The organism is Maridesulfovibrio zosterae DSM 11974 (assembly GCF_000425265.1).
GTDB lineage: Bacteria > Desulfobacterota > Desulfovibrionia > Desulfovibrionales > Desulfovibrionaceae > Maridesulfovibrio > Maridesulfovibrio zosterae.
Window position 1 is genome coordinate 611,244 of record NZ_AUDC01000010.1, and the last position, 19,040, is coordinate 630,283.

Sequence of the window (19,040 nt, forward strand, 5' to 3'; positions counted from 1 at the left end):
AAACCTATTGAATAGCAGGTAGAGCGGTCCATGATTATTACGTGTTCCAACTGTGAGACCAAGTTCAATTTACCGGAAAGTAAAATTCCGGCTGGCGGAGCAAAGGTTAAATGTTCCAAATGCGGAAATATTTTTAAGGTAACTCCTCCGGCTCAAGAGCCCGAAGACGAAGTTGCGTCTTTGCTTGAAGAGCAGGTTCAGGAGGAACAGGCTCCACCTGCGCCTAAGCCGCAGCCTAAACCTAAACCAAAGCCGGCACCAAAACCTGCACCAAAACCAGAGCCAGAGCCAGAACCAGAACCGGAACCTGAAGCTCCAGTAGAAGAAGATTTGTCATTTGACGATGATCTTTTCAGTGAAGCTGAAAGTGAACTTGGTGATGATCTTGATGATGATCTTTTCGGTGAGATGGATGCAGACAGTGACTCTGTCGGCGGTGGTGAATCTGATGACTTAGAAGATGATTTATTCGGTTCAGCCGATAATTCAGATGATGCTGAGATTGGTGCAGACCTGTTTGACGATGATGATTCTATGGGAGATTCAACCGTAGGTGAGGCTGCCGGAGAAGATGATTTCGATATAGACGATGAATTGTTCGGAGATGACGAAGAGTCTGAAGTTCCTGATGTTGAGGAAGAAGATCCCTTTGACGACGACGCCTTGTTTGGTGAAGACGATGAAGATAGTGAAGACTTTTCGGAAGATGAACTTTTTGGTGATGATGCAGAGATTGAAGAAGATGATGTAGATGCTGAGGATGATGATTTCGGCGATGACGAAGACTTTGAAGATGAAGATTTTCAAGAAGATGACGGACTGTCACTAGATGATGGCGAGATTGTCGGCTTTGATCTTGATGATGATCTCGATGCCTTGCCTGGTAAAAAGAAGGGTAAGAAAAAAGGAAAGGGAATGATCATCATTTTGATCATCCTGTTACTTTTTGCCAGTGGTGCAGGAGCTGCATGGTATCTCAAAATATGGGAAAAACTTCCTTTCAGTGTTCCGTTTGTGACTTCTGATGATGCTGGGAACAGTGATCAAAATGAACCTCCATCTAAGCGTTTCAGTAAGTTTTCTTTTAAGGATTTGCGTCAGTTTTACGTAAATAATGATAAAGCCGGTCAGCTCTTTATTATTGAAGGTAAAGTGGTTAATAACTTTGCTAAGCCTAAAGAACTTATAGAAGTTGAAGCTCAGCTTTTTGATGACAAAGGTACAGTTCTGGATTCTCGACGACTGCTTTGCGGGAACACTCTTTCTTTGTTTCAGCTTGAGGTGCAGTCCAAAGAAGAAATTGAGGCAGGACTTGCTTCAAAAGTAGGAGTTCTTTCAAATAACACATTGCTTAAGCCCGGCATGGATACACCGTTTATGGTTGTATTTTTTAAGCCTTCGCCAGCAGTTAAAGAGTATGTAATCAACGTTGTTGACGCGAAAGAGCCACCTAAGAAATAACCATTTGTAATAAGTATTCTCATGACTCTCTCCATAAAGAATTTAAGAAGTTGAGTTTGTTGCATAATTATTACAATTTGTTTTATAAAAATTAATTACGGGAGACCTGACTATCTGTGTCAGTGTCTCCCTGTTTTATATTTAATGCCGTGTAATAAAATTGGGGGGAGTAAGAGCTTCCCCGCTGTTTTGGGTCCTGAATGGTTGCCGGAGGCAAACAAGATGAAAACGAAAGATGTATATATTTGCTCTAATTGCGGTGCCCAGACGATTAAGTGGCAGGGACAGTGTCCACGATGCAGTGAGTGGAACACTCTTCAGGAGAAGGTGGTTGTCCGTCGTAAAGGAGGTGTGAGTCATGCCTTAACAGCTAATCTGGCTGTTTCGCTGGCGGATATTTCAGTAGAGCATACCGAGGCTCGTTCAACTGGGTTTAAACCTCTTGATACCGTTTTGGGCAAAGGTTTTGTTCCAGGCGGAGCAGTGCTGCTTGGTGGCGAACCTGGTATAGGCAAATCCACATTATTACTACAGCTTGCTGCGGCGCAGGCGCAGATGGGTAATAAATCTGTATACTTCTCAGGTGAGGAATCTTTGGCTCAGATCAGAGGACGTGCCGAGAGGTTGGGATTGCTTGAATCAGGACTGCTCGCTGTAGCATCGACCAATGCTGAAGAGGTCTTGTCACTGTTGGAGGGCCCTGAAAAACCTGATCTGATGATTATTGACTCCGTTCAGACACTAACCTCTCCCAGAGCTGACGGTATACCCGGCAGCGTAAGTCAGGTACGAGCTGTTTCCTCAGAATTAGTTGAGGCAGCGAAAAAGACCAGCACCACTTTGGTGATTGTGGGACATGTGACCAAAGACGGACAGATTGCCGGGCCGAAGCTTTTAGAACATATGGTTGATACTGTTTTGTATCTTGAAGGTGACCGCAAGCACATGATGCGTATTATGCGGGTTCTTAAAAACAGATTTGGCCCAAGTGATGAGCTGGTAGTTTTTTCCATGCGTGAGTCCGGTATGGAGATTGTTGAAGATCCATCTACTCTTTTTCTTGGTGATCGTGATGATTCCTGTTCCGGGGCTGCTGTTGTAATGGCTATGGATGGGCACAAACCTTTTGCTGTTGAAGTTCAGGCTTTAGCCAGCCGTACGGTTCTTTCGATTCCGCGTCGCACTGCTTTGGGTTTTGATACCAATCGGTTGAACCTTATTCTAGCTGTGTTGGAAAAACGGCTCAATTTAAACTTGGGTCAGCTTGATATTTATGCAAAGATCGGCGGTGGACTAGCAATGCGTGACCCGGGACTTGATCTTGGAGTCGTGGCATCAGTGTTGTCATCTTTTTATGATCTTCCATTGCAGGCAGGATCAGTTTTCTGGGGTGAAGTTGATCTTAACGGACGTATCAGACCTGCATCTGGTGGGGAAACCCGTATGAAACAAGCGCAACGTTTAGGATATGGGCCGATTTTTCACTCTGAAAGTTGCCGTACTTTGGATGAACTACAATCCAAATTGTTTGGCCCTAATGAATAAATTTTAGGTAATATATATGAAAAAAGTCTTTTTAGTCGCCGGAGCTCGTCCTAATTTAATGAAAGTGGCTCCTATTTTTCGCGCCGCCAGAACTCTTGAATCAATTGAGTGTGAAATGGTCTACACTGGTCAGCATTACGACCGTCAGATGTCACAGGTCTTTTTTGAAGATCTTGATATTGCCAAGCCTAAATTTAATATGGGCAAGTCTACTGGAACACATGCTGAGCAGACAGGTGCGATTATGATCGCATTTGAAAGAATGTGTATGGAAGAAAAACCTGATCTTGTGGTTGTCGTTGGTGATGTTAACTCTACGCTGGCCTGCTCGATTACAGCCCGCAAACTGCATATTCCTGTTGCCCATGTTGAAGCTGGCCTTCGCAGCGGTGATATGGATATGCCGGAAGAGATTAACCGTATGGTTACGGATTCTGTTAGCAATTTATTTTTTACTACTGAAAATCACGGGCACGAAAATTTGCTCCGCGAGGGCAAAAGTGCGGACAGTATTTTTCATGTAGGTAACGTGATGATCGATAATCTTTTCCATAACGTCGATCGCCTTGGACCTGAAGTTATTGAGAATTATGAATGCCGTGAATTGAAAGAAAAAATCGGCAGGTATGGATTCATGACATTGCACCGGCCTTCCAATGTGGACTGTAAAGAAGTGCTTGAAGGAATTGTTGCTGCGCTCAATAAAATTTCTGAAGATTTACCGCTTTTATTTCCAATACATCCGCGTACTGAAAAAATGATGCAGCAGTTCGGGATTTCATTTTTAGAGAATGTGCATACCTTTCCACCTCTTTCTTTTAGAGAATCCTTATACTTATGGAAAGACGCACAGGTTGTTATCACTGATAGCGGCGGATTACAGGAAGAGACTACTGCGCTTGGAGTACCTTGCGTTACTGTTAGAGAGAATACAGAGCGGCCAGTAACTATTGAGCAGGGAACTAATGCTCTTGCAGGGATATCCGGTGAAAATATATTACGGGAAGTTGCAGTTGCATTGAAAAAGACCGGGAATCCTGCTCCTGAAATTGAAGGATGGGATGGTCATGCTTCAGAACGCATCTGGCAAGTGCTAATTGAATATTTAAGTTGTAATTAATATAAGAAGTATTTTCATATTAATGTTCTTTAGCTATATTAATTAGCTTATGTTTTTTCTGATTTGAATAAGGGGATGTTTTATGTTTGGCGGTACTGGAAAGTATTTTTTTTCTATCCTTTTGATTTTTCTATCTGCCTTGCCGGCATATGGGTCAAATATCTTTCCTCTTGAGCCGCCAGATACTTCCAGCCCTAAAGCAACTCTTAGAAGTTTCATTCATTATACAGATGAGCTTTACGCAGAGGCAACTGCTGATAATGCGAAAGACAATATAGTTCTTTTAAAAGAATATTTGCAAAGGGCTGAGCGCTGTTTCAATCTTAGTCTGGTCCCGCCGACTTTACGGGACAGTGTCAGTATTGAATCTGTCTTGCGCCTGCGGGAAATCCTGGATCGCATTGAGCTGCCGGATATGAACGATGTTCCTGATAAACATGATGTAAAGAAACAGGGCGTGCTGCTCTGGCGTATTCCACATACTGAGATTAAAATAGGCAAGGTTGTAGACGGGCCAAGAATAGGCTCTTTTTTATTCACCCCTGAGACTGTAGAGAGGTTGGAAGGCTTTTATTATGAAGTCAAAGACTTGCCCTATCGCAGTGACAAGAGTGAGGGGTATAGAGGATTTTATGAGCAATACATCTATTCATCCGGTTGGATGATTCCAGATGGCTTCTTGAAGAGTCTTCCTGAGTGGATGCGTAAAGCATATTACGGGCAGGCTGTATGGCAATGGATTGGATTGGATCTGATTATTCTTGTCTGTGCGTTTAGTCTCTGGCTTGTCTGGCTCTGGCACAGGACTCGTAGCTCCAGAAGTAGAAAGGCTAAGTGGCAGTTGGACAGGCTTATATTTCCTTTCTATGGAATGCTCCTTTGCGTTGTAATTAAGTATTTTGCAGTTGGCCAGATAATGATCACAGGGGATATTCTTGCCTATCTGACTATTTTTCTTGGTTTTTGGTTCTCAGTATCTGCCGGAGTGCTGATTATTATTGCCGGAAATGTTGTCATGCATGGCATTATTTCTTCAACTAAAATTAACGAAGAGGCCCTTGATGCAGATGTAATTAAACTTCTATGCCGTTTGGGAAGTTTCGGCCTGGTCTTTGTTCTTTTTTATAAGGTTGGCGGATATTTCGGAATTCCGGTTACAGCGATATTTGCATCTGCAGGTATTGCTGGTGTTGCTGTTGCACTGGCAGCCCGGGAAACACTGGCTAATTTTTTTGGAGGGGTATCTATTTTTATGGATCGTCCTTTCAGAGCAGGTGATTATATTGTTTTGGACAGTGGGGAAAGAGGGGAAGTCAAAGCTGTGGGGATGCGCAGTACACGTCTTCTCACTCGTGATGATATCATGATAACTATTCCCAACTCAGTAATTACCAATTCAAAAATTGTGAACCAGAGCATGCCGCTCCCATCATTTAGAATAAGGATCAAATTAGGCGTTGCATATGGTACCGATCTTGATCAGCTGGAATCTATTTTGCTGGAACTGGCAAATGAAAACTCACTTGTTATCTCCAATCCTGAACCAAGAGTGAGGTTTAGAAATTTTGGTGATTCAGCTCTCGAGTTTGAATTACTCTGCTGGGCTTCACGACCTCATGATCGGGGGAAATTAATTCATGAGCTTAACAAAGCAATTTATAGCAGATTGAATGTAGAAGGGATTAGTATACCTTTTCCACAACGTGAAATACATATTCATAAGACAGAAGATTAGAGAGCGTGAGCACTATGGAACGGAATATAAAGAAATTTCGAGGGGAAGTTTCACGTCGGGATAGAGAAAATTTCTGCAAACACAGATCGGCTGTATTTTGGTTCACAGGGCTGTCTGGGTCTGGGAAATCAACAATTGCTCATGGAGTAGAGAAGAATCTTTTTGATTTAGGTCTAAGGGCATATGTTTTTGATGGGGACAATGTCCGTCATGGTCTATGTAGTGATTTAAGTTTTTCTCATGCTGCGCGTACTGAAAATATCAGACGGATAGCTGAAGTTTCAAAGCTTTTTGTTGAAAACAGCACTATTTGTATGTGTGCATTTATATCTCCTCTTTTGACTGATCGTGAAATGGCAAGAGATATTGTGGGAGATGAAGATTTCTATGAAATTTTTGTAACCTGTCCTTTAGAGGTATGTGAGGACAGGGATGTTAAGGGCTATTACAAGCTTGCACGCGAAGGTAAAATTAAAAATTATACAGGGATTTCTGCGCCGTATGAAGCTCCTGAAAATCCTGATTTAAGTATCGATACAGACGTTGAAACCCTGGAAGAGTCTGTAGCGAAAGTTATGGAATTTATTCTAGAGAAAGTGAAGTTTTAGTTTTAAAGGTATAATCCCATCCTATAAATTATAGGATGGGATACTTTTTTATTTTTTCTTTATAGTAAAATTCCGTGGTTCAACGATTATTGTTGATGTCTGCGACGGGATTTTATTTTTATTATTCGTTCCTGCCGAGAGGATGACCGGTGACCCCTGTTCCATATTTGAAAGCGGAATATTATATAAACCATTACCCGGTATAGTGCGCCAACCATTTAATTGTGTGATTGGCGAAAATCCATTTTTAACCATATAACTGCTATCTATGGCTGCATTCTGGATTCTCATAATACTGTTCTTTCCGACTCCGGTAAATGAGACTTGTAGTATTCCGACCCCTTTTGTTATACTAATATTTTGCATACTCGTAGCAGCTGTCAAAGGTTGTTTCGGTTGTGGCAACGGGGAGGTTGTGTATAAGATTTTGTGCAACTGATCTTTACTGTTTAATTTTAGTTTCAGGCTATTTCTTTGGAGTCCGGTGTCTTTTGCAAATGATGGGAAAATAATTTCGCAGCTACCTTTTCCTGTGACGTTCACACCGTACGCTGGAAAGCTGTACTCGTTAGAGTTTATTCTTATTTTTAAAACAGGATCTAATTCAGCTGTTTTTAGATTTTGCGCTCCTGCGATTTGCACTGTTGTTTTACTCCTGTCATCAAAAGCATAGAAAGCAAGGTTTGCTTCAGGAAGTCGCATCTCTTTGTCTTGCTTTTGTGGAGGTTCCGGTACTTCGAAAAAAGTATAAGAATACTGACCACCAACCCATAGATCTACCAGATCTACCCATATTTGTTCTCTAAGCCCTTCAGACGTTTTAATGCAAAAAGGATTTTTTTTATCAGTTGCGTTATCAAGTGATTCGCATAATTTTTTAAAATGATCGCTAAATTTTGACCAACGGTTAGTTTGAACATCAATCGCCATGGTTACGAAATCAATTGCCAGGTTAGGATGTTTATTTATTCTGTAGGGTGACTCTATCCCATACTTTTTGAATGTCTTTCTTGCTCCCTTAACTATATCCGCTTGATCTTTACCTTCAAGTGGAACACCTGTTTCGTTGTGTACCACTGTTGTACGCGTTACAGCTACCAAATTGTTATTTTCGGGCGGGGTCCCTGGTACCATGAGTAGCAGATTAACATAATGCGTTCTGGGGACCATTACCCGTACTTTTGTTTCGCCATATTCTGAGGCTGTTTGCATTGCACCAAAACGAACTCTGATTGAATTATCTGAAATCCGACCAACTGTCATCAGGCTGTTGTAATCAGTTCCTGATAGTTTAAGCATATCTTGCAGAGTTTTATCAAATCCAGTTTCAACACCGACGCTGTTGAAAGTTGCTTGCAATGCCATTGCCATTTGCAAAATGTCATTATTGTTTCTGCTGAATGAAGCTTTTTCTAAATCTTCTGAAACAAGTAATGGAACGACAAATGGAGTTTTGTCAGAGTTTTTAGGACTACTTATTGTATTCTCTGTTATTCCTGAGAATCTATCTGGAAAAAAGGAAATGGTTGAATATGCATCATAGCGTGCATCATCTGCCATAGGTGTCAATGAAACTTGCATTCGTACAAGGTAAGGAGTGTAGCCTTTACGGTTGGAGGCATATTTTACATATTTATTTAACAGCCTTACTTCCTGGTAAAGTGCAGTTGCTGCTGAGTGTCGCATGCGGGCATTGATTTGATTTGGATTTGCAATAAACGGTGAATTGGATTGGTCTGTGATTTGTTGGTTTTGGCTTACTGATAAAGAATTCAAATCTGGCTGTTCGAATGTTTCAGTTCTGGTTGAACTTTTATTTTCTTGTTCACCAGTCTTTTTTGTCGTTGTTTCTTCGAAAGAAGTTAGTTTTTGGGTTAAAGCTAGTTTAAGATATGCATTTAGCGAATTCAGTATTTTGCGTTCTTCACTAAGCGTTGTAGGTATGGCTTCAAGTAAAGCTTTATCTGCATCCATAGGGAAGGAAGGTTGCATCTCATCTTGTATTTCATCCCAGGGAATAATCGAAATGACGCTTGCATCCACGGAGGCTACCTCCGATTGTTTCGAGCTGGTGAACCCTTTATCTCTAAAGGGTGATCTTTTACCACAGCTTAATGCTATTAATAGGCTTAACGACAGTACTAAGACAGCAAATCTTTTGAGCATTACTACCTCCATCTTTGCTTTAAAATAACATGTGACGAAGAATATGCAAGATGTGCTTATAAATAAAATAGGGTGAGAAAGTGATCCAAAAAAAGCCCGCTTTTGCAGTCTTTTAAGACACATATGTTTTTTAATAATTCATTACTAAACCAGACCAGCTTAGGCCTATTCCAAAACCGAAAAGCATTATTTTATCACCACGCTTTAACTTTCCGCTTTCTTCTGCCCGTTTTATAGCTATAGGGATAGAGGATGAAGTGGTGTTCCCAACCTCGTATAAATCAATAATTAATTTATTCTCAGGGATTTTCAACTTCTTGCCTATTGCTTCAAGAACTTTGCGGCTTGCCTGGTGAAATATGAATAAATCAATGTCAGCCATATCAACGTCAGCATCAGTTGCAAGCTGCGCGATTTGCTGTGGAATAGTTTTGACAGTAAATTGGAATACGCTGTATCCATCCATCTGAAAATCAGGAGCTGCAATTGATGTTTCGCTGTCTCTACCAGTCATTACTCCGATAGCTGAGTTGTTACAGATTATCGATTTACACCGACTACCATCTGTACCGAATTTAAAGATAGGATTCTGGGCAGGCTTATCCAAAATTGTTGCTGCGCTGCCATCAGAAAAAATAATATACGCGGCCTTATTGTCAGGGGCGATAATTTTAGAATAGTTATCGACAGTAACAAAAAGTACTCTTTGCGCAATTCCTGCAGCCATATATCCGTAAGCTATTGAAAGTCCGTAGCTGTATCCGCTGCAGCCGAGACTTATGTCAAAACATTTAGTTGAGGCAGGAAGTCCTAGTTCATGCTGTAGGCAGGCCGAAACATGTGGCAGGAGCTGATCAGGTGTCTGAGTACAGACTATGAGCGTGTCAGGTAGACTATCTTCAGAAATATTTTCAAGAACTTTTGACGCTGCTTTATATGCGATTTGAAGGGTCGTTTCATCGTTGCTTGCACGGTGAAGGTAACGTATTCCTGTTTTAGGCAAAGAGTTTTGTACATGCCAATGTGGTTTTGACTTGTCCAGTTCAAAGCAGTCTACAGTTTTTTCTGGAAGATAATATTCAATTTTATGTATAAAATTAGTCATGGCTTTTACAAATGTATCACTGTGTTTGTCATTGCTTTGTATATATAATTTATGGGGAGTATGTTGCGGGCAGTTGAATGGAATGGAATAGGCAATTACATTCAGTAGTGAATTTATCCCCTTGCATTGCTAGGTCGGGTCCTAATAGCCATAATTGCTCATCCATGCAAGCTTATAAAAGTAAAAGAATATACCTTCCTCTGTGTATAATAAATGTCCGAAGCAGAGTTTCCGCTTCGGACATTGTAATACTTTACGAAGAGTCTATTAGTTTTCATTAATTATTTTTAGAGCTTGAGGTAGGAATATCGGGAAGGTATCATGTAGTCCGGCCATAAGCTTTCCGGCATTGTCTCCCGTGTTGAGCATATCTTTTTCCTGTTTTGAAATGTAGTTCTGTGCAAAAAGAAGTTTATTATTTTTGCTGACCATACCGTCGAACTGGATTTTATATTCCATTTCAAGTTGTCCGGGTCTGTTAATAAAAACCTTATTTGCAATTCCGGTTATTATGAACATATCTCCGGCTTCGTCCATTGTTTCATAATATTCTACGTTGAGCCCCTGAGACTTGAGCTGGCTATATACAGCCTTTCCAATCCATGTGCCAACATCAATGGATGGTAGGTATCTGAATATTTGACTTTTACCTATTTGATTGATTGGGCTAGATTCAGTAAATTTTACTACAGCAATCTGGGTTGTACAGTCTGGAAGATTGATTTTTATTGGATTGTAATCGAGTTTAAGAATAGTGTCTTTCAGTTTGATATCCTCAGCCATAGCGGATGTTCCCATAATAAAAAGCAAAGTAAGGACAAGGATCGCGCAGGTTGTTCTTTTCATACTTTCTCCAGATGGTTTATATGGTAGTACGTTGAAGAATATATCACATCCTAATCTAAATGATCTGAGCTCTTATTGTCAAAGTTCTTTTAACAGATAGATATGGCAACAGACATACGGTAATGGGGATTATCATGAACTCCTCTTGGGTTGACCGTGCTCTTATGCTGGTTTACTTGCTTTATCTATTTCAAATTCTCCATCGGTGTATAACACCAAACAAGGTTATAAATTTTAATGATGCATACTAAAACAACGAAATTTTATTTAGAAAATATTTCTGAAATTTATATTATAGCCGCATTATTTCTGTTTACGATTCTGATCAGAATAGTTTCTTTGGAATATATAGAGATTGGCGGAGATTCAATAAATGTCTGGAATAATGTAGTCTCTTTGGTCAAAACTGGAAATTTGGTAGAGTGGACGCACCAGACAATGCGTTGGGGCATAACGATGCCACTGTACCTGATTCTTAAGTTATTTGGCACTGAAACTCCAAACTATTACATTTTGCCCGTTGTATACTCGGTTATATCAACTGTGCTTGTTTATTATGTGGCAAAGCATATTGGGGGTAGAGTTTTTGCTGTTTTCACCGCCGTGCTGCTTGTTTTGTATCCTCCGATGACAACCATGGGAAGTCAGCTCTGGCCCGGCCTTTATGAAATGACATATTTGCTTGGATGTGTACTGGCTGTGCTGACATGGCGTGATAAGAATAGCTGGTATTTGCTGGCTATTGCAGGTGTGCTCGCCGGATGTGCCTGGGGATCAAGGCTCACCTGCATTTACTATGCTCTTGGAATACTATCCTTACTTGTTTTTGATAAAAAAAAGTTTCAGCCGGTATTAATTTTTTCTACTTTCTTTTTACTTGTTGTCGGAATGGAGTGGTTTTATTTTTATTGTGATACAGGAAATACTCTTGGTCGATTTGGGGTAATGACTCAGACCCATGTTACTCGGGGTGAATTATTGGTCAGTTTTTCTGAGTACCTGTTGAACTGTTTGAAACTTGTTAAATTCAGAGGGCTTCTTCCGGTTGTTATTGTCAGTTTATTTATTGCTGTGTGGCTGCTGAGAAAAGGTAGGAGTCTCGAGAAATGTATATCTATACTGTTCCTTGGTGGGCTCTTCTTTAATGTATATATGATTTCAAGTTTGTCCCCTCTAAAATTAGCAGCTCCTGTAGGGAGTCGTTACTTTACTGCCGCTGTACCATATATGATAATGGTTTTATTATTTGGTATTAACCGGTTGCATAAAAAATCACCACACAAAGCTGATGTATTTAAATGGGGGCTCGTGATAGCTTTCGCAGCTTTTACCATCAAGGCTATACCGGCACAAAATACTATTTTTCGTCTGCAGAAAGATGTAAAGAATGCAAAGCTCATTGCAGCTGAAGATCTGCCTGTGGTAATGCGTTTTAGCGCATGGTCCCCTAATGCTATAGAAAAGGCCGCGATGTCTGTTTTTGGATATAAAAAGGAAGGTCGGCTGAAAATTAATGAAACTGATAAAATGATTAAGAATGCTCGGAGAATACGGGTTATGGCATTTGGCTTGCCAGCTGATGAAGAATATCGGCCCCGGTCAATTGATGGCTATTACTATTTTTATAGAGGAAATATGAGTACTCTCTCTGCTTCTACTCAGGTAGGTCTTTCCGATTATAATCGTAAGGAACATAAGTTATTAATCGTACCAGTGGAATCTTTGCCAAAAGAAATTACGCGAGGAAATAATTAAGATGAAAATTGCTGTTTTAATCCCTTGTCTTAATGAAGAAGAGGCAATTACGAGTGTTGTTAACGATTTTTCGAAGCAACTTCCCAGTGCAGAGATATATGTATACGATAACGGCTCAACTGATCGAACTATAGATGTTGCCAGATCCGCGGGGGCTATTGTCTCAACGGAGTCACGCAAAGGAAAAGGAAATGTAGTCAGCCGGATGTTTGCAGATATTGATGCTGATATTTACGTGTTGGTTGATGGAGATGACACATATGATGCTACTGTTGCTCCTGCGATGGTAGATAAATTGCTGGATGAAAATCTGGATATGGTTGTGGGAATACGTGATCATAAAGATGAAGATGAGGCTTATAGATCCGGACACCAGGCTGGTAATGCCCTTTTTAATAAGTTTTTGGGTGTTGTTTTTGAGAAAACATTTACAGATATTTTCTCTGGGTACCGGATTTTTTCAAAACGGTTTGTAAAAACATTTCCCTGCCTTAGTCGTGGATTTGAAATTGAAATGGAAATGAGCATCCATTCTATTGCAGCACGACTTCCTGTTGCCGAGATGGTGACAACTTATGGCAAAAGACCTGAAGGAAGCCACAGCAAGCTTAATACATACAGAGACGGCTTTCGTATTTTGATGACGATGATTAACTTACTCAGGCACATTTCCCCATTTAAATTTTACGCAGGTATTGCCGCTCTTCTTGCACTCATTTCTTTTGGACTTGGCCTTCCAGTAATAGCGGATTGGTTACAGACCGGGTTAGTTCCTAAATTGCCCACTGCTGTTCTTGCTGCTTCAATCGGGATTATATCATGTCTTTTTTTTGCTATAGGAATTATTTTGAATAGTGTTAGCAGGGGATATACGGAAATGCGTAGGCTGGAGTATCTAAACTTTGCTTCAGCTGCCGTTTGCTGTTCTGATAAATGCGAAAAAGATAATAAATTTTAAACATGGAAGTGGGCAACAGTAGGTTTTTAAGATTTTGCTGTATCGGCGGGATAGGTTTTTTTATTGATGCAGGAATTACCTATATTTTAGTTTGGTCAGGAGCTTCATCTCTTGTGGCCAGAATACCTGCTATTTTGGTTGCATTAACAGTTTGTTACCATTTTCACCATGGCTTTACTTTTCGTAAAGGGGGAAAAGCCCCGTGGAGCGGTTGGTATAAGTTTGCAATTTCAAACAGTATAGGCAGTCTGATCAACTATGGAGCTTATGTCTTAATAGTTACAGGGTGGCCTTCAATCTCATTAGTAATTCCTTTGATCGTGGGGTCAGCTGCCGCAATGGCAGCCAATTACGTGATGTCTGTTTGTTATGTATTTCGATGATCGGTTATCAAGGAAAAACATTATTTTCGCCCAAATCATGTTCTGGACTTTCAAAGACGGGTATGCTTAATTGCCCAACATCAGGATAGCCTGCAGTCAGCGGAGAGCCTTTTGACTAGACATAGTGAGCTTTAAAAAGTGAAAGATATATCTACCATTAACCCGAAAAGAATTCTGGTATGTCAACTCCGGCAGATCGGAGATGTTGTTTTGTCCACTCCCTCGGTGGCTCTGCTCCACAGAAAGTTTCCTGATGCTGAGATTCATGTCCTGACTGAAGATAAATGTGCACAGGTTTTTGATAACAATCCGGCAGTTACTCACGTTTGGAAAATAGTTAAAGAAAACTTACGTAACCCATTAAAAGCTTTGTTGTTTTACCGCAAAGTAGGACGAAGTGGATATGATCTGGTAGTTGATTTTCAGCAGTTGCCACGTTGTCGGTGGGTTATATTTTTTTGTAATGCTCCGGTTAAGCTTACTTTTAGACCTCCTTGGTACAATAGGTTCTGGTATACGAACTGGCCGGAGAGCATTCCGGGCGGATATGCCGGGATGTATAAAGCCGGTGTTCTTAAGCCATTGGGAATTGAATGGCACGGCGATGCGCCACAAATCTTTGTGAGTGAACCGGAAAAAGAAGAGGCGCAAACTTGTCTGGAAGGGTTGGGTATTAAGGGTGATGAGCCTTTAATAACCGTTGATCCTTCACATAGAAGACATACTCGCAGATGGCCAGCTGAATACTACGGAGAACTGATTAAGCTGATTTCAGCTGAAAGACCTGAGTATAAATTTTTTCTGCTTTATGGCCCTGGCGAAAAGGATGTCGTGCTTAGAGTCAGTAAAGTCGCCGGGATAGGCGATAAGTGTGTGATGCTGGAAAAACCAGGTTCTTTAAGGCTTATGGCAGCACTTATAGAGCGGGCTGTACTGCATCTTGGTAATTGTTCTGCGCCTAGACATTTTGCTGTCGGGGTAGGTACTCCTTCGATCTGTATTCCTGGATCATCCAGCAGTGCCTGGACTTTTCCCTCCGATGAGCATGAAGAGGTTGTTCCTGACCTTGATTGCCAGCCATGTGGAAGCGAAAGCTGCACGCGAGGTGATCTTGCGTGTCTGAAAAGTTTAATGCCTAAAGATGTTTTGAACAAAGCTTTAGCTAAGCTTTAGATTCTTCAGGAAATTTAAGACATTTTAAATACAACATGTGTGTACGCCAATAGTGATAGTAAATGCGGGAAATAAAAGAATATGATTTATGATTACATCGTAAATCGAATCTTGAAAGGGATTTGGTATCAGTTAAAATGGGGTGTTTTAAGTTTTACCGATCCTATTTTTTATCTTTTTTTATCATTTGGTTTTGTCGGGCTGTATGTTCCAAGTCCGGATATTACCCTTTCTTTGTGGTGGCTTTTTATTAAAGCTGCTTCAGAAGAATTCTTTTTCAGATTTTTACTTCAGGAAGGGTTGGACAGATTTTTTCAATATAAGTGGCGTATAGGTCCGCTCAGTCTAGCTAATTTCTTGGCATCACTTATTTTTGCCTGTATGCATCTAATCCACCAACCTGTAAGCTGGGCGATGTTGACTTTTGTTCCGTCGTTGGCTTTCGGATATATTTGGCAAAGATATAGAAGCGTTATTCCAGGGACGCTTATTCATTTTGCTTACAATGCGTTTTTATTTTATCAGTTTATGTAGCAATTTTCTTGTATAGCGCTGCTTGACGGATTTATATAAGTATAGGATGGTTCGTCTGTTTATAAGTGCTTGAATCGTAAGGAACTGGAAAGTTTCTTTTATTTGGTCTGGTAATAAATTAAAAAAATGAATCAATCATTTCCGGATTTTCCGGTGGAGCCTATGAAGCTGCACATACGTATATTATATAAAATTTTAGTTTCTTTAATGTTGGTGATGACACTTCTTTCTTCATGGTCTTTTGCACAGCCTGAAGGTGAAGGTTCTATTCATGCCAATCTGGAGAGTATTTCTCTTGTTGAGTTCATCAAATTTGTAGGCCGCTATACAGGTAGAAATATTGTATTCAACGCGGGAGCCCTGCCGGGAACTAATATCAGTGTTTATGCTGGACAGTCACTTTCTGAACCTGAGTTGATAGCAGTTTTTCAAGAGGTTTTGTCCGGATCTGGTTTCTTTTCTGTTACACGCGATGGAGTTACCTATATACTTCCTCAAAGAGAAGCTCAGAAAATTGCTCCAAATGTGCAGACCAGCCCTTCCTCTGGTGATGGAGATGAGATGATCACCTCAATCTTTCAGCTCAATGAAAAGGCTGACTCTGCTAAAGTTGCTGCTCTTTTGGCGCCATTTGCTTCTAAAATAGGTCAGGTTAGACCCGTGCCTATGGCAAGCGCAGTCCTGGTCAGAGATTTGCAGTCAAACGTTACCAAAATGAAAAAGCTGCTTAAGATTATATTAAAAGCTGCTGCAGGTAATGAAACAGCTGTGTTGGAATTAGTTAAAAGTAATTCTAAAGTCGTTGCCTCGAAGTTAAACTCTTTTTATAAAAAGCTTTCTTCAAATGGGAAGGTTGGTGTCCCCCCTGTTATTGAAGCTGTTGAGTGGGCCAATAGTTTGCTTGTTTCCGGGACTGACGATCAAATTCAAGCGATCAGAACTTTGATTTCAGAACTTGATAAATCAGATGAATCATATTCAAAACTTAAAGTTTATCGTTTGCATAATATCGAAGCTACTGTTGCTGGTGAAGTACTAAAGAGTTTACTGAATGGTGGAAGTTTAAGCTCAAAGTCCGGTTCCTCCAAAACAGACTCAGCTGCCACCACTGCCTCGAAATCTTCTTCTCTTGGTGAAAACTCAGGAGATTCTCAAGTCTCAGCAGATGAGAGTACTAATTCGCTTATTGTGATGGCTGAAGCCAGTAAACTTGCCCAGATAGATAAGTTCGTGGAGCAATTGGATCAGGCTCAGGATCAGGTATACATTGAAGCTCTCGTTCTTGAAACTACACTCAACAACGCTAAGGAATTTGGTGTTGAGTGGCAGGGTGGTATCGATATGGGAGGAAGCGTAGCTACTCTTGGGTATACTAAGACTGATGGCAACTTAAATGCCTATGCGTCGAACCCTTCGACTGTCCCCGGGGGGTACTCTATGGGAGTTCTCGGTGATACCATTTCTTATGCAGGTAAGTCGTTCCCCACTTTAGGTGCCTTAGTCAATTTTACAAAGTCTGCCACTGATTTTAATTTAATATCAGCTCCGCAGATCATGACTCTTGATAACTCCGAGGCAGAAATTTTTGTCGGTGAAAACAGGCCGTATAAGACTGGGGAAAGCTCTACAAGCGGGGATTCTGTTGTTTCAACATACTCCTACAAGGATGTAGGTATTAAATTAAAAATTACGCCGCGAATTAATCCAGAAGATGGATTGGTAAAACTTGATGTATATCAGACTTATAACACTGTTTCAGGCACTTCAGGTACACTTGAATTGCCTGTTACCAAAGACAGGACAACTCAGACTTCAGTACTCCTTGCTGATGGGTCTACAATGGTTATTGGTGGTTTGATTCAGTCTGATCAAAGTAAGTCAACCAGCGGTGTACCATATCTTTCAGATCTCCCTCTTTTGGGCTGGTTGTTTAAAAGTACAAGCAGAAGTGGAAGTAAAAATACCTTAATGGTTTTTCTTTCAGCCCGTATTATCCGGACGAATGAACAACTTGAAGCTTTAAGTAAAGCTAAGATGGATAAGTACAGAAAAGAGCGTGAACGCTTTGATAACTATATGGATAACGAGTTCAATACCTATAAAAATGATGAAGAAAAGTCTGAAGATCCCGTATCTTCGAGCCTGTCGAACGGATAGCAGGTAGCACATTGAGTAACATTTATGATTTGAACAAAGTGCCACAAGACGTTGTGAGCTTGTTTTTAACCTTTCCGCAGCGAAATGAATTTATTCCTGTTGAGGCGGATGAGCGGACTGTTAAAGTTCTCCTGCAAAATGAAAGTTCATTGCCAATGGCAGATTTTCTGGCTTGGAAGCTGGGAAAGACTGTTCTTACTGAGATTGTAGAAGAAGAAGAGTTTTTTCCTCTGCTTGAGCAGGCCTTGACTGTCTGGGAAGAAGAGAATTCTGTTGAGTCTGACGGGGATGATGATGTTGCTGAAGATGGTCAGGATCTTTTAGGTTGGTCTCATGATGATGCTCCCATTGTTCGTTTAGTTAATAAAACTTTGCATCAGGCTATTTCTACCGGTGCCAGTGATATCCATTTTGAGGGGCAGGGTACTGGATTTGTTGTCCGATATAGACAGGATGGCGTACTTAAGGCTGTGAAGCGTTTAGATCGAGGTCTTCAGGCAACTGTTATTGCCCGTATTAAAGTTATGGGTGAGATGGATGTTGCGGAAAGCAGGAAGCCTCAGGATGGTCGTATTTTTCTTAAGCTTGGGCAGAAAGAAGTCGATGTTCGTGTCTCCACGATTCCTACCATGAGCGGTGAAAAGGCCGTTCTCCGTATTTTGGACCGTTCAAAAAATATTCTTAACCTTGAACAACTGGGCCTTAAAGGTCGTGACCTTGAGCTTTTCAGAAAAGTTCTTGCCCAGCCTCATGGTATTGTACTTGTTACCGGTCCTACTGGTTCCGGTAAAACAACAAGCCTATACGCAGGTCTGAGTGAACTGCCGCGTGAGGACAAGAATATAGTAACAGTAGAAGATCCTGTAGAATATCAGCTTTCAGGAATTAATCAGGTACAGGTTAATAAAGCTGCCGGAATGACTTTTGCGGAAACTATTCGATCCTTTTTGCGTCAGGACCCGGATATTATTCTGGTTGGTGAAATTCGAGATCAAGAAACAGCAAGTACGGCTGTTCAGGCCTCTCTTACAGGGCATTTAGTCCTATCCACTCTGCATACAAATGATGCAGCAACAGCCGTTACCAGAATGCTTGATATGGGGATAGAACCATTTCTACTTGCATCGTCTTTGTCTTTGGTCTTAGGGCAGAGGCTCGTTCGAGTCAGCTGCAAGCATTGTAAAAAAGAAGTCGAGATTTCTGACAATACATATAAACTTTTTGATGATACTGAAGGCTTGCCACATACCCAGATGGCCGGTGTCGGTTGTGAACATTGCAATTTTACCGGTTTTAGCGGTAGATGCGGTATCTATGAATTGATCCCTGTAACAGAAGATATGCGGGGATTGATCATGGAAGTTGCTTCTTCTGATAAAATCAAAGCATATGCTAAAAAGATGGGGCGTGAAACCATGGTTGATCATGGTATTCGTCTTGTTAACAGCGGCGTTACAACGCTTGAAGAAGTTGTGCGTGTTACTAAATTATAGT

Annotated in this window: 15 protein-coding genes; 12 read left to right on the forward strand and 3 right to left on the reverse strand. The window is 40.9% G+C overall.

Annotated features, from left to right (window positions below; all coding sequences use genetic code 11):
- The first annotated feature begins 30 nt into the window (after positions 1–30).
- The 5 genes from H589_RS0103460 to cysC all read left to right on the forward strand — a co-directional run bounded on the left by H589_RS0103460 (position 31) and on the right by cysC (position 6,469).
- Positions 31–1,461: a DUF3426 domain-containing protein gene (locus tag H589_RS0103460; RefSeq protein ID WP_027720746.1), complete on the forward strand. Its 1,431-nt coding sequence runs from the start codon at positions 31–33 to the stop codon at positions 1,459–1,461.
- Between the two features lie 222 nt (positions 1,462–1,683).
- Positions 1,684–3,006 (forward strand): DNA repair protein RadA, encoded by a 1,323-nt coding sequence (radA, locus tag H589_RS0103465; protein ID WP_027720747.1) that lies wholly within the window; start codon positions 1,684–1,686, stop codon positions 3,004–3,006.
- A 16-nt stretch (positions 3,007–3,022) separates the two neighbouring features.
- The gene (gene wecB / locus H589_RS0103470; protein WP_027720748.1) at positions 3,023–4,126 is read left to right on the forward strand and encodes a non-hydrolyzing UDP-N-acetylglucosamine 2-epimerase; all 1,104 of its coding nucleotides are present in this window, start codon (positions 3,023–3,025) and stop codon (positions 4,124–4,126) included.
- A gap of 82 nt (positions 4,127–4,208) precedes the next feature.
- On the forward strand, positions 4,209–5,861 hold the full coding sequence (locus H589_RS20255) for a mechanosensitive ion channel family protein (protein WP_051249602.1): 1,653 nt from the start codon (positions 4,209–4,211) through the stop codon (positions 5,859–5,861).
- Between the two features lie 14 nt (positions 5,862–5,875).
- Positions 5,876–6,469: an adenylyl-sulfate kinase gene (gene cysC / locus H589_RS0103480; protein WP_027720749.1), complete on the forward strand. Its 594-nt coding sequence runs from the start codon at positions 5,876–5,878 to the stop codon at positions 6,467–6,469.
- A 48-nt stretch (positions 6,470–6,517) separates the two neighbouring features.
- Here the strand turns inward: cysC and H589_RS0103485 are convergent, their stop codons facing one another.
- From H589_RS0103485 to H589_RS0103495, 3 genes are all read right to left on the reverse strand, one after another.
- Positions 6,518–8,512, reverse strand: coding sequence for a hypothetical protein (locus tag H589_RS0103485; RefSeq protein ID WP_027720750.1), 1,995 nt, complete (start codon positions 8,510–8,512; stop codon positions 6,518–6,520).
- Between the two features lie 253 nt (positions 8,513–8,765).
- The gene (locus H589_RS0103490) at positions 8,766–9,740 is read right to left on the reverse strand and encodes a 3-oxoacyl-ACP synthase III family protein (protein WP_027720751.1); all 975 of its coding nucleotides are present in this window, start codon (positions 9,738–9,740) and stop codon (positions 8,766–8,768) included.
- Positions 9,741–10,007: 267 nt separating this feature from the next.
- On the reverse strand, positions 10,008–10,586 hold the full coding sequence (locus H589_RS0103495) for a hypothetical protein (protein WP_027720752.1): 579 nt from the start codon (positions 10,584–10,586) through the stop codon (positions 10,008–10,010).
- Positions 10,587–10,823: 237 nt separating this feature from the next.
- On the opposite strand from H589_RS0103495, the gene H589_RS0103500 reads away from it, so the two are divergent.
- The 7 genes from H589_RS0103500 (at position 10,824) to H589_RS0103530 (ending at position 19,039) form a co-directional block, all read left to right on the forward strand.
- On the forward strand, positions 10,824–12,341 hold the full coding sequence (locus H589_RS0103500; RefSeq protein WP_027720753.1) for a glycosyltransferase family 39 protein: 1,518 nt from the start codon (positions 10,824–10,826) through the stop codon (positions 12,339–12,341).
- A gap of 1 nt (position 12,342) precedes the next feature.
- Entirely contained in the window at positions 12,343–13,299 is a 957-nt protein-coding gene (locus tag H589_RS19040; RefSeq protein WP_035074755.1) for a glycosyltransferase family 2 protein, read from the forward strand.
- Between the two features lie 2 nt (positions 13,300–13,301).
- Positions 13,302–13,682 (forward strand): GtrA family protein, encoded by a 381-nt coding sequence (locus tag H589_RS0103510; RefSeq protein WP_027720754.1) that lies wholly within the window; start codon positions 13,302–13,304, stop codon positions 13,680–13,682.
- A gap of 138 nt (positions 13,683–13,820) precedes the next feature.
- Positions 13,821–14,855 carry a glycosyltransferase family 9 protein gene (locus tag H589_RS0103515; RefSeq protein ID WP_027720755.1) on the forward strand — a complete coding sequence of 345 codons (1,035 nt, stop codon included), beginning with the start codon at positions 13,821–13,823 and terminating at the stop codon, positions 14,853–14,855.
- An 81-nt stretch (positions 14,856–14,936) separates the two neighbouring features.
- The gene (mrtJ, locus tag H589_RS19045; RefSeq protein ID WP_035074758.1) at positions 14,937–15,389 is read left to right on the forward strand and encodes a JDVT-CTERM system glutamic-type intramembrane protease MrtJ; all 453 of its coding nucleotides are present in this window, start codon (positions 14,937–14,939) and stop codon (positions 15,387–15,389) included.
- Positions 15,390–15,551: 162 nt separating this feature from the next.
- On the forward strand, positions 15,552–17,546 hold the full coding sequence (gene gspD / locus H589_RS0103525) for a type II secretion system secretin GspD (protein WP_027720756.1): 1,995 nt from the start codon (positions 15,552–15,554) through the stop codon (positions 17,544–17,546).
- An 11-nt stretch (positions 17,547–17,557) separates the two neighbouring features.
- Positions 17,558–19,039, forward strand: a complete 1,482-nt coding sequence (locus tag H589_RS0103530; RefSeq protein ID WP_027720757.1) for a GspE/PulE family protein — start codon at positions 17,558–17,560, stop codon at positions 19,037–19,039.
- Position 19,040: the final 1 nt, after the last annotated feature.

What these genes read in the sequence shown, in the direction of transcription:
- H589_RS19040 (WP_035074755.1), top strand. Translation starts at nt 12,343, where the DNA reads ATGAAAATTGCTGTTTTAATCCCTTGTCTTAATGAAGAAGAGGCAATT.
- H589_RS0103490 (WP_027720751.1), bottom strand. Translation starts at nt 9,740, where the DNA reads ATGACTAATTTTATACATAAAATTGAATATTATCTTCCAGAAAAAACT.
- H589_RS0103510 (WP_027720754.1), top strand. Translation starts at nt 13,302, where the DNA reads ATGGAAGTGGGCAACAGTAGGTTTTTAAGATTTTGCTGTATCGGCGGG.
- gspD (WP_027720756.1), top strand. Translation starts at nt 15,552, where the DNA reads ATGAAGCTGCACATACGTATATTATATAAAATTTTAGTTTCTTTAATG.
- radA (WP_027720747.1), top strand. Translation starts at nt 1,684, where the DNA reads ATGAAAACGAAAGATGTATATATTTGCTCTAATTGCGGTGCCCAGACG.
- H589_RS0103495 (WP_027720752.1), bottom strand. Translation starts at nt 10,586, where the DNA reads ATGAAAAGAACAACCTGCGCGATCCTTGTCCTTACTTTGCTTTTTATT.
- H589_RS20255 (WP_051249602.1), top strand. Translation starts at nt 4,209, where the DNA reads ATGTTTGGCGGTACTGGAAAGTATTTTTTTTCTATCCTTTTGATTTTT.
- mrtJ (WP_035074758.1), top strand. Translation starts at nt 14,937, where the DNA reads ATGATTTATGATTACATCGTAAATCGAATCTTGAAAGGGATTTGGTAT.
- H589_RS0103460 (WP_027720746.1), top strand. Translation starts at nt 31, where the DNA reads ATGATTATTACGTGTTCCAACTGTGAGACCAAGTTCAATTTACCGGAA.
- H589_RS0103500 (WP_027720753.1), top strand. Translation starts at nt 10,824, where the DNA reads ATGATGCATACTAAAACAACGAAATTTTATTTAGAAAATATTTCTGAA.
- wecB (WP_027720748.1), top strand. Translation starts at nt 3,023, where the DNA reads ATGAAAAAAGTCTTTTTAGTCGCCGGAGCTCGTCCTAATTTAATGAAA.
- cysC (WP_027720749.1), top strand. Translation starts at nt 5,876, where the DNA reads ATGGAACGGAATATAAAGAAATTTCGAGGGGAAGTTTCACGTCGGGAT.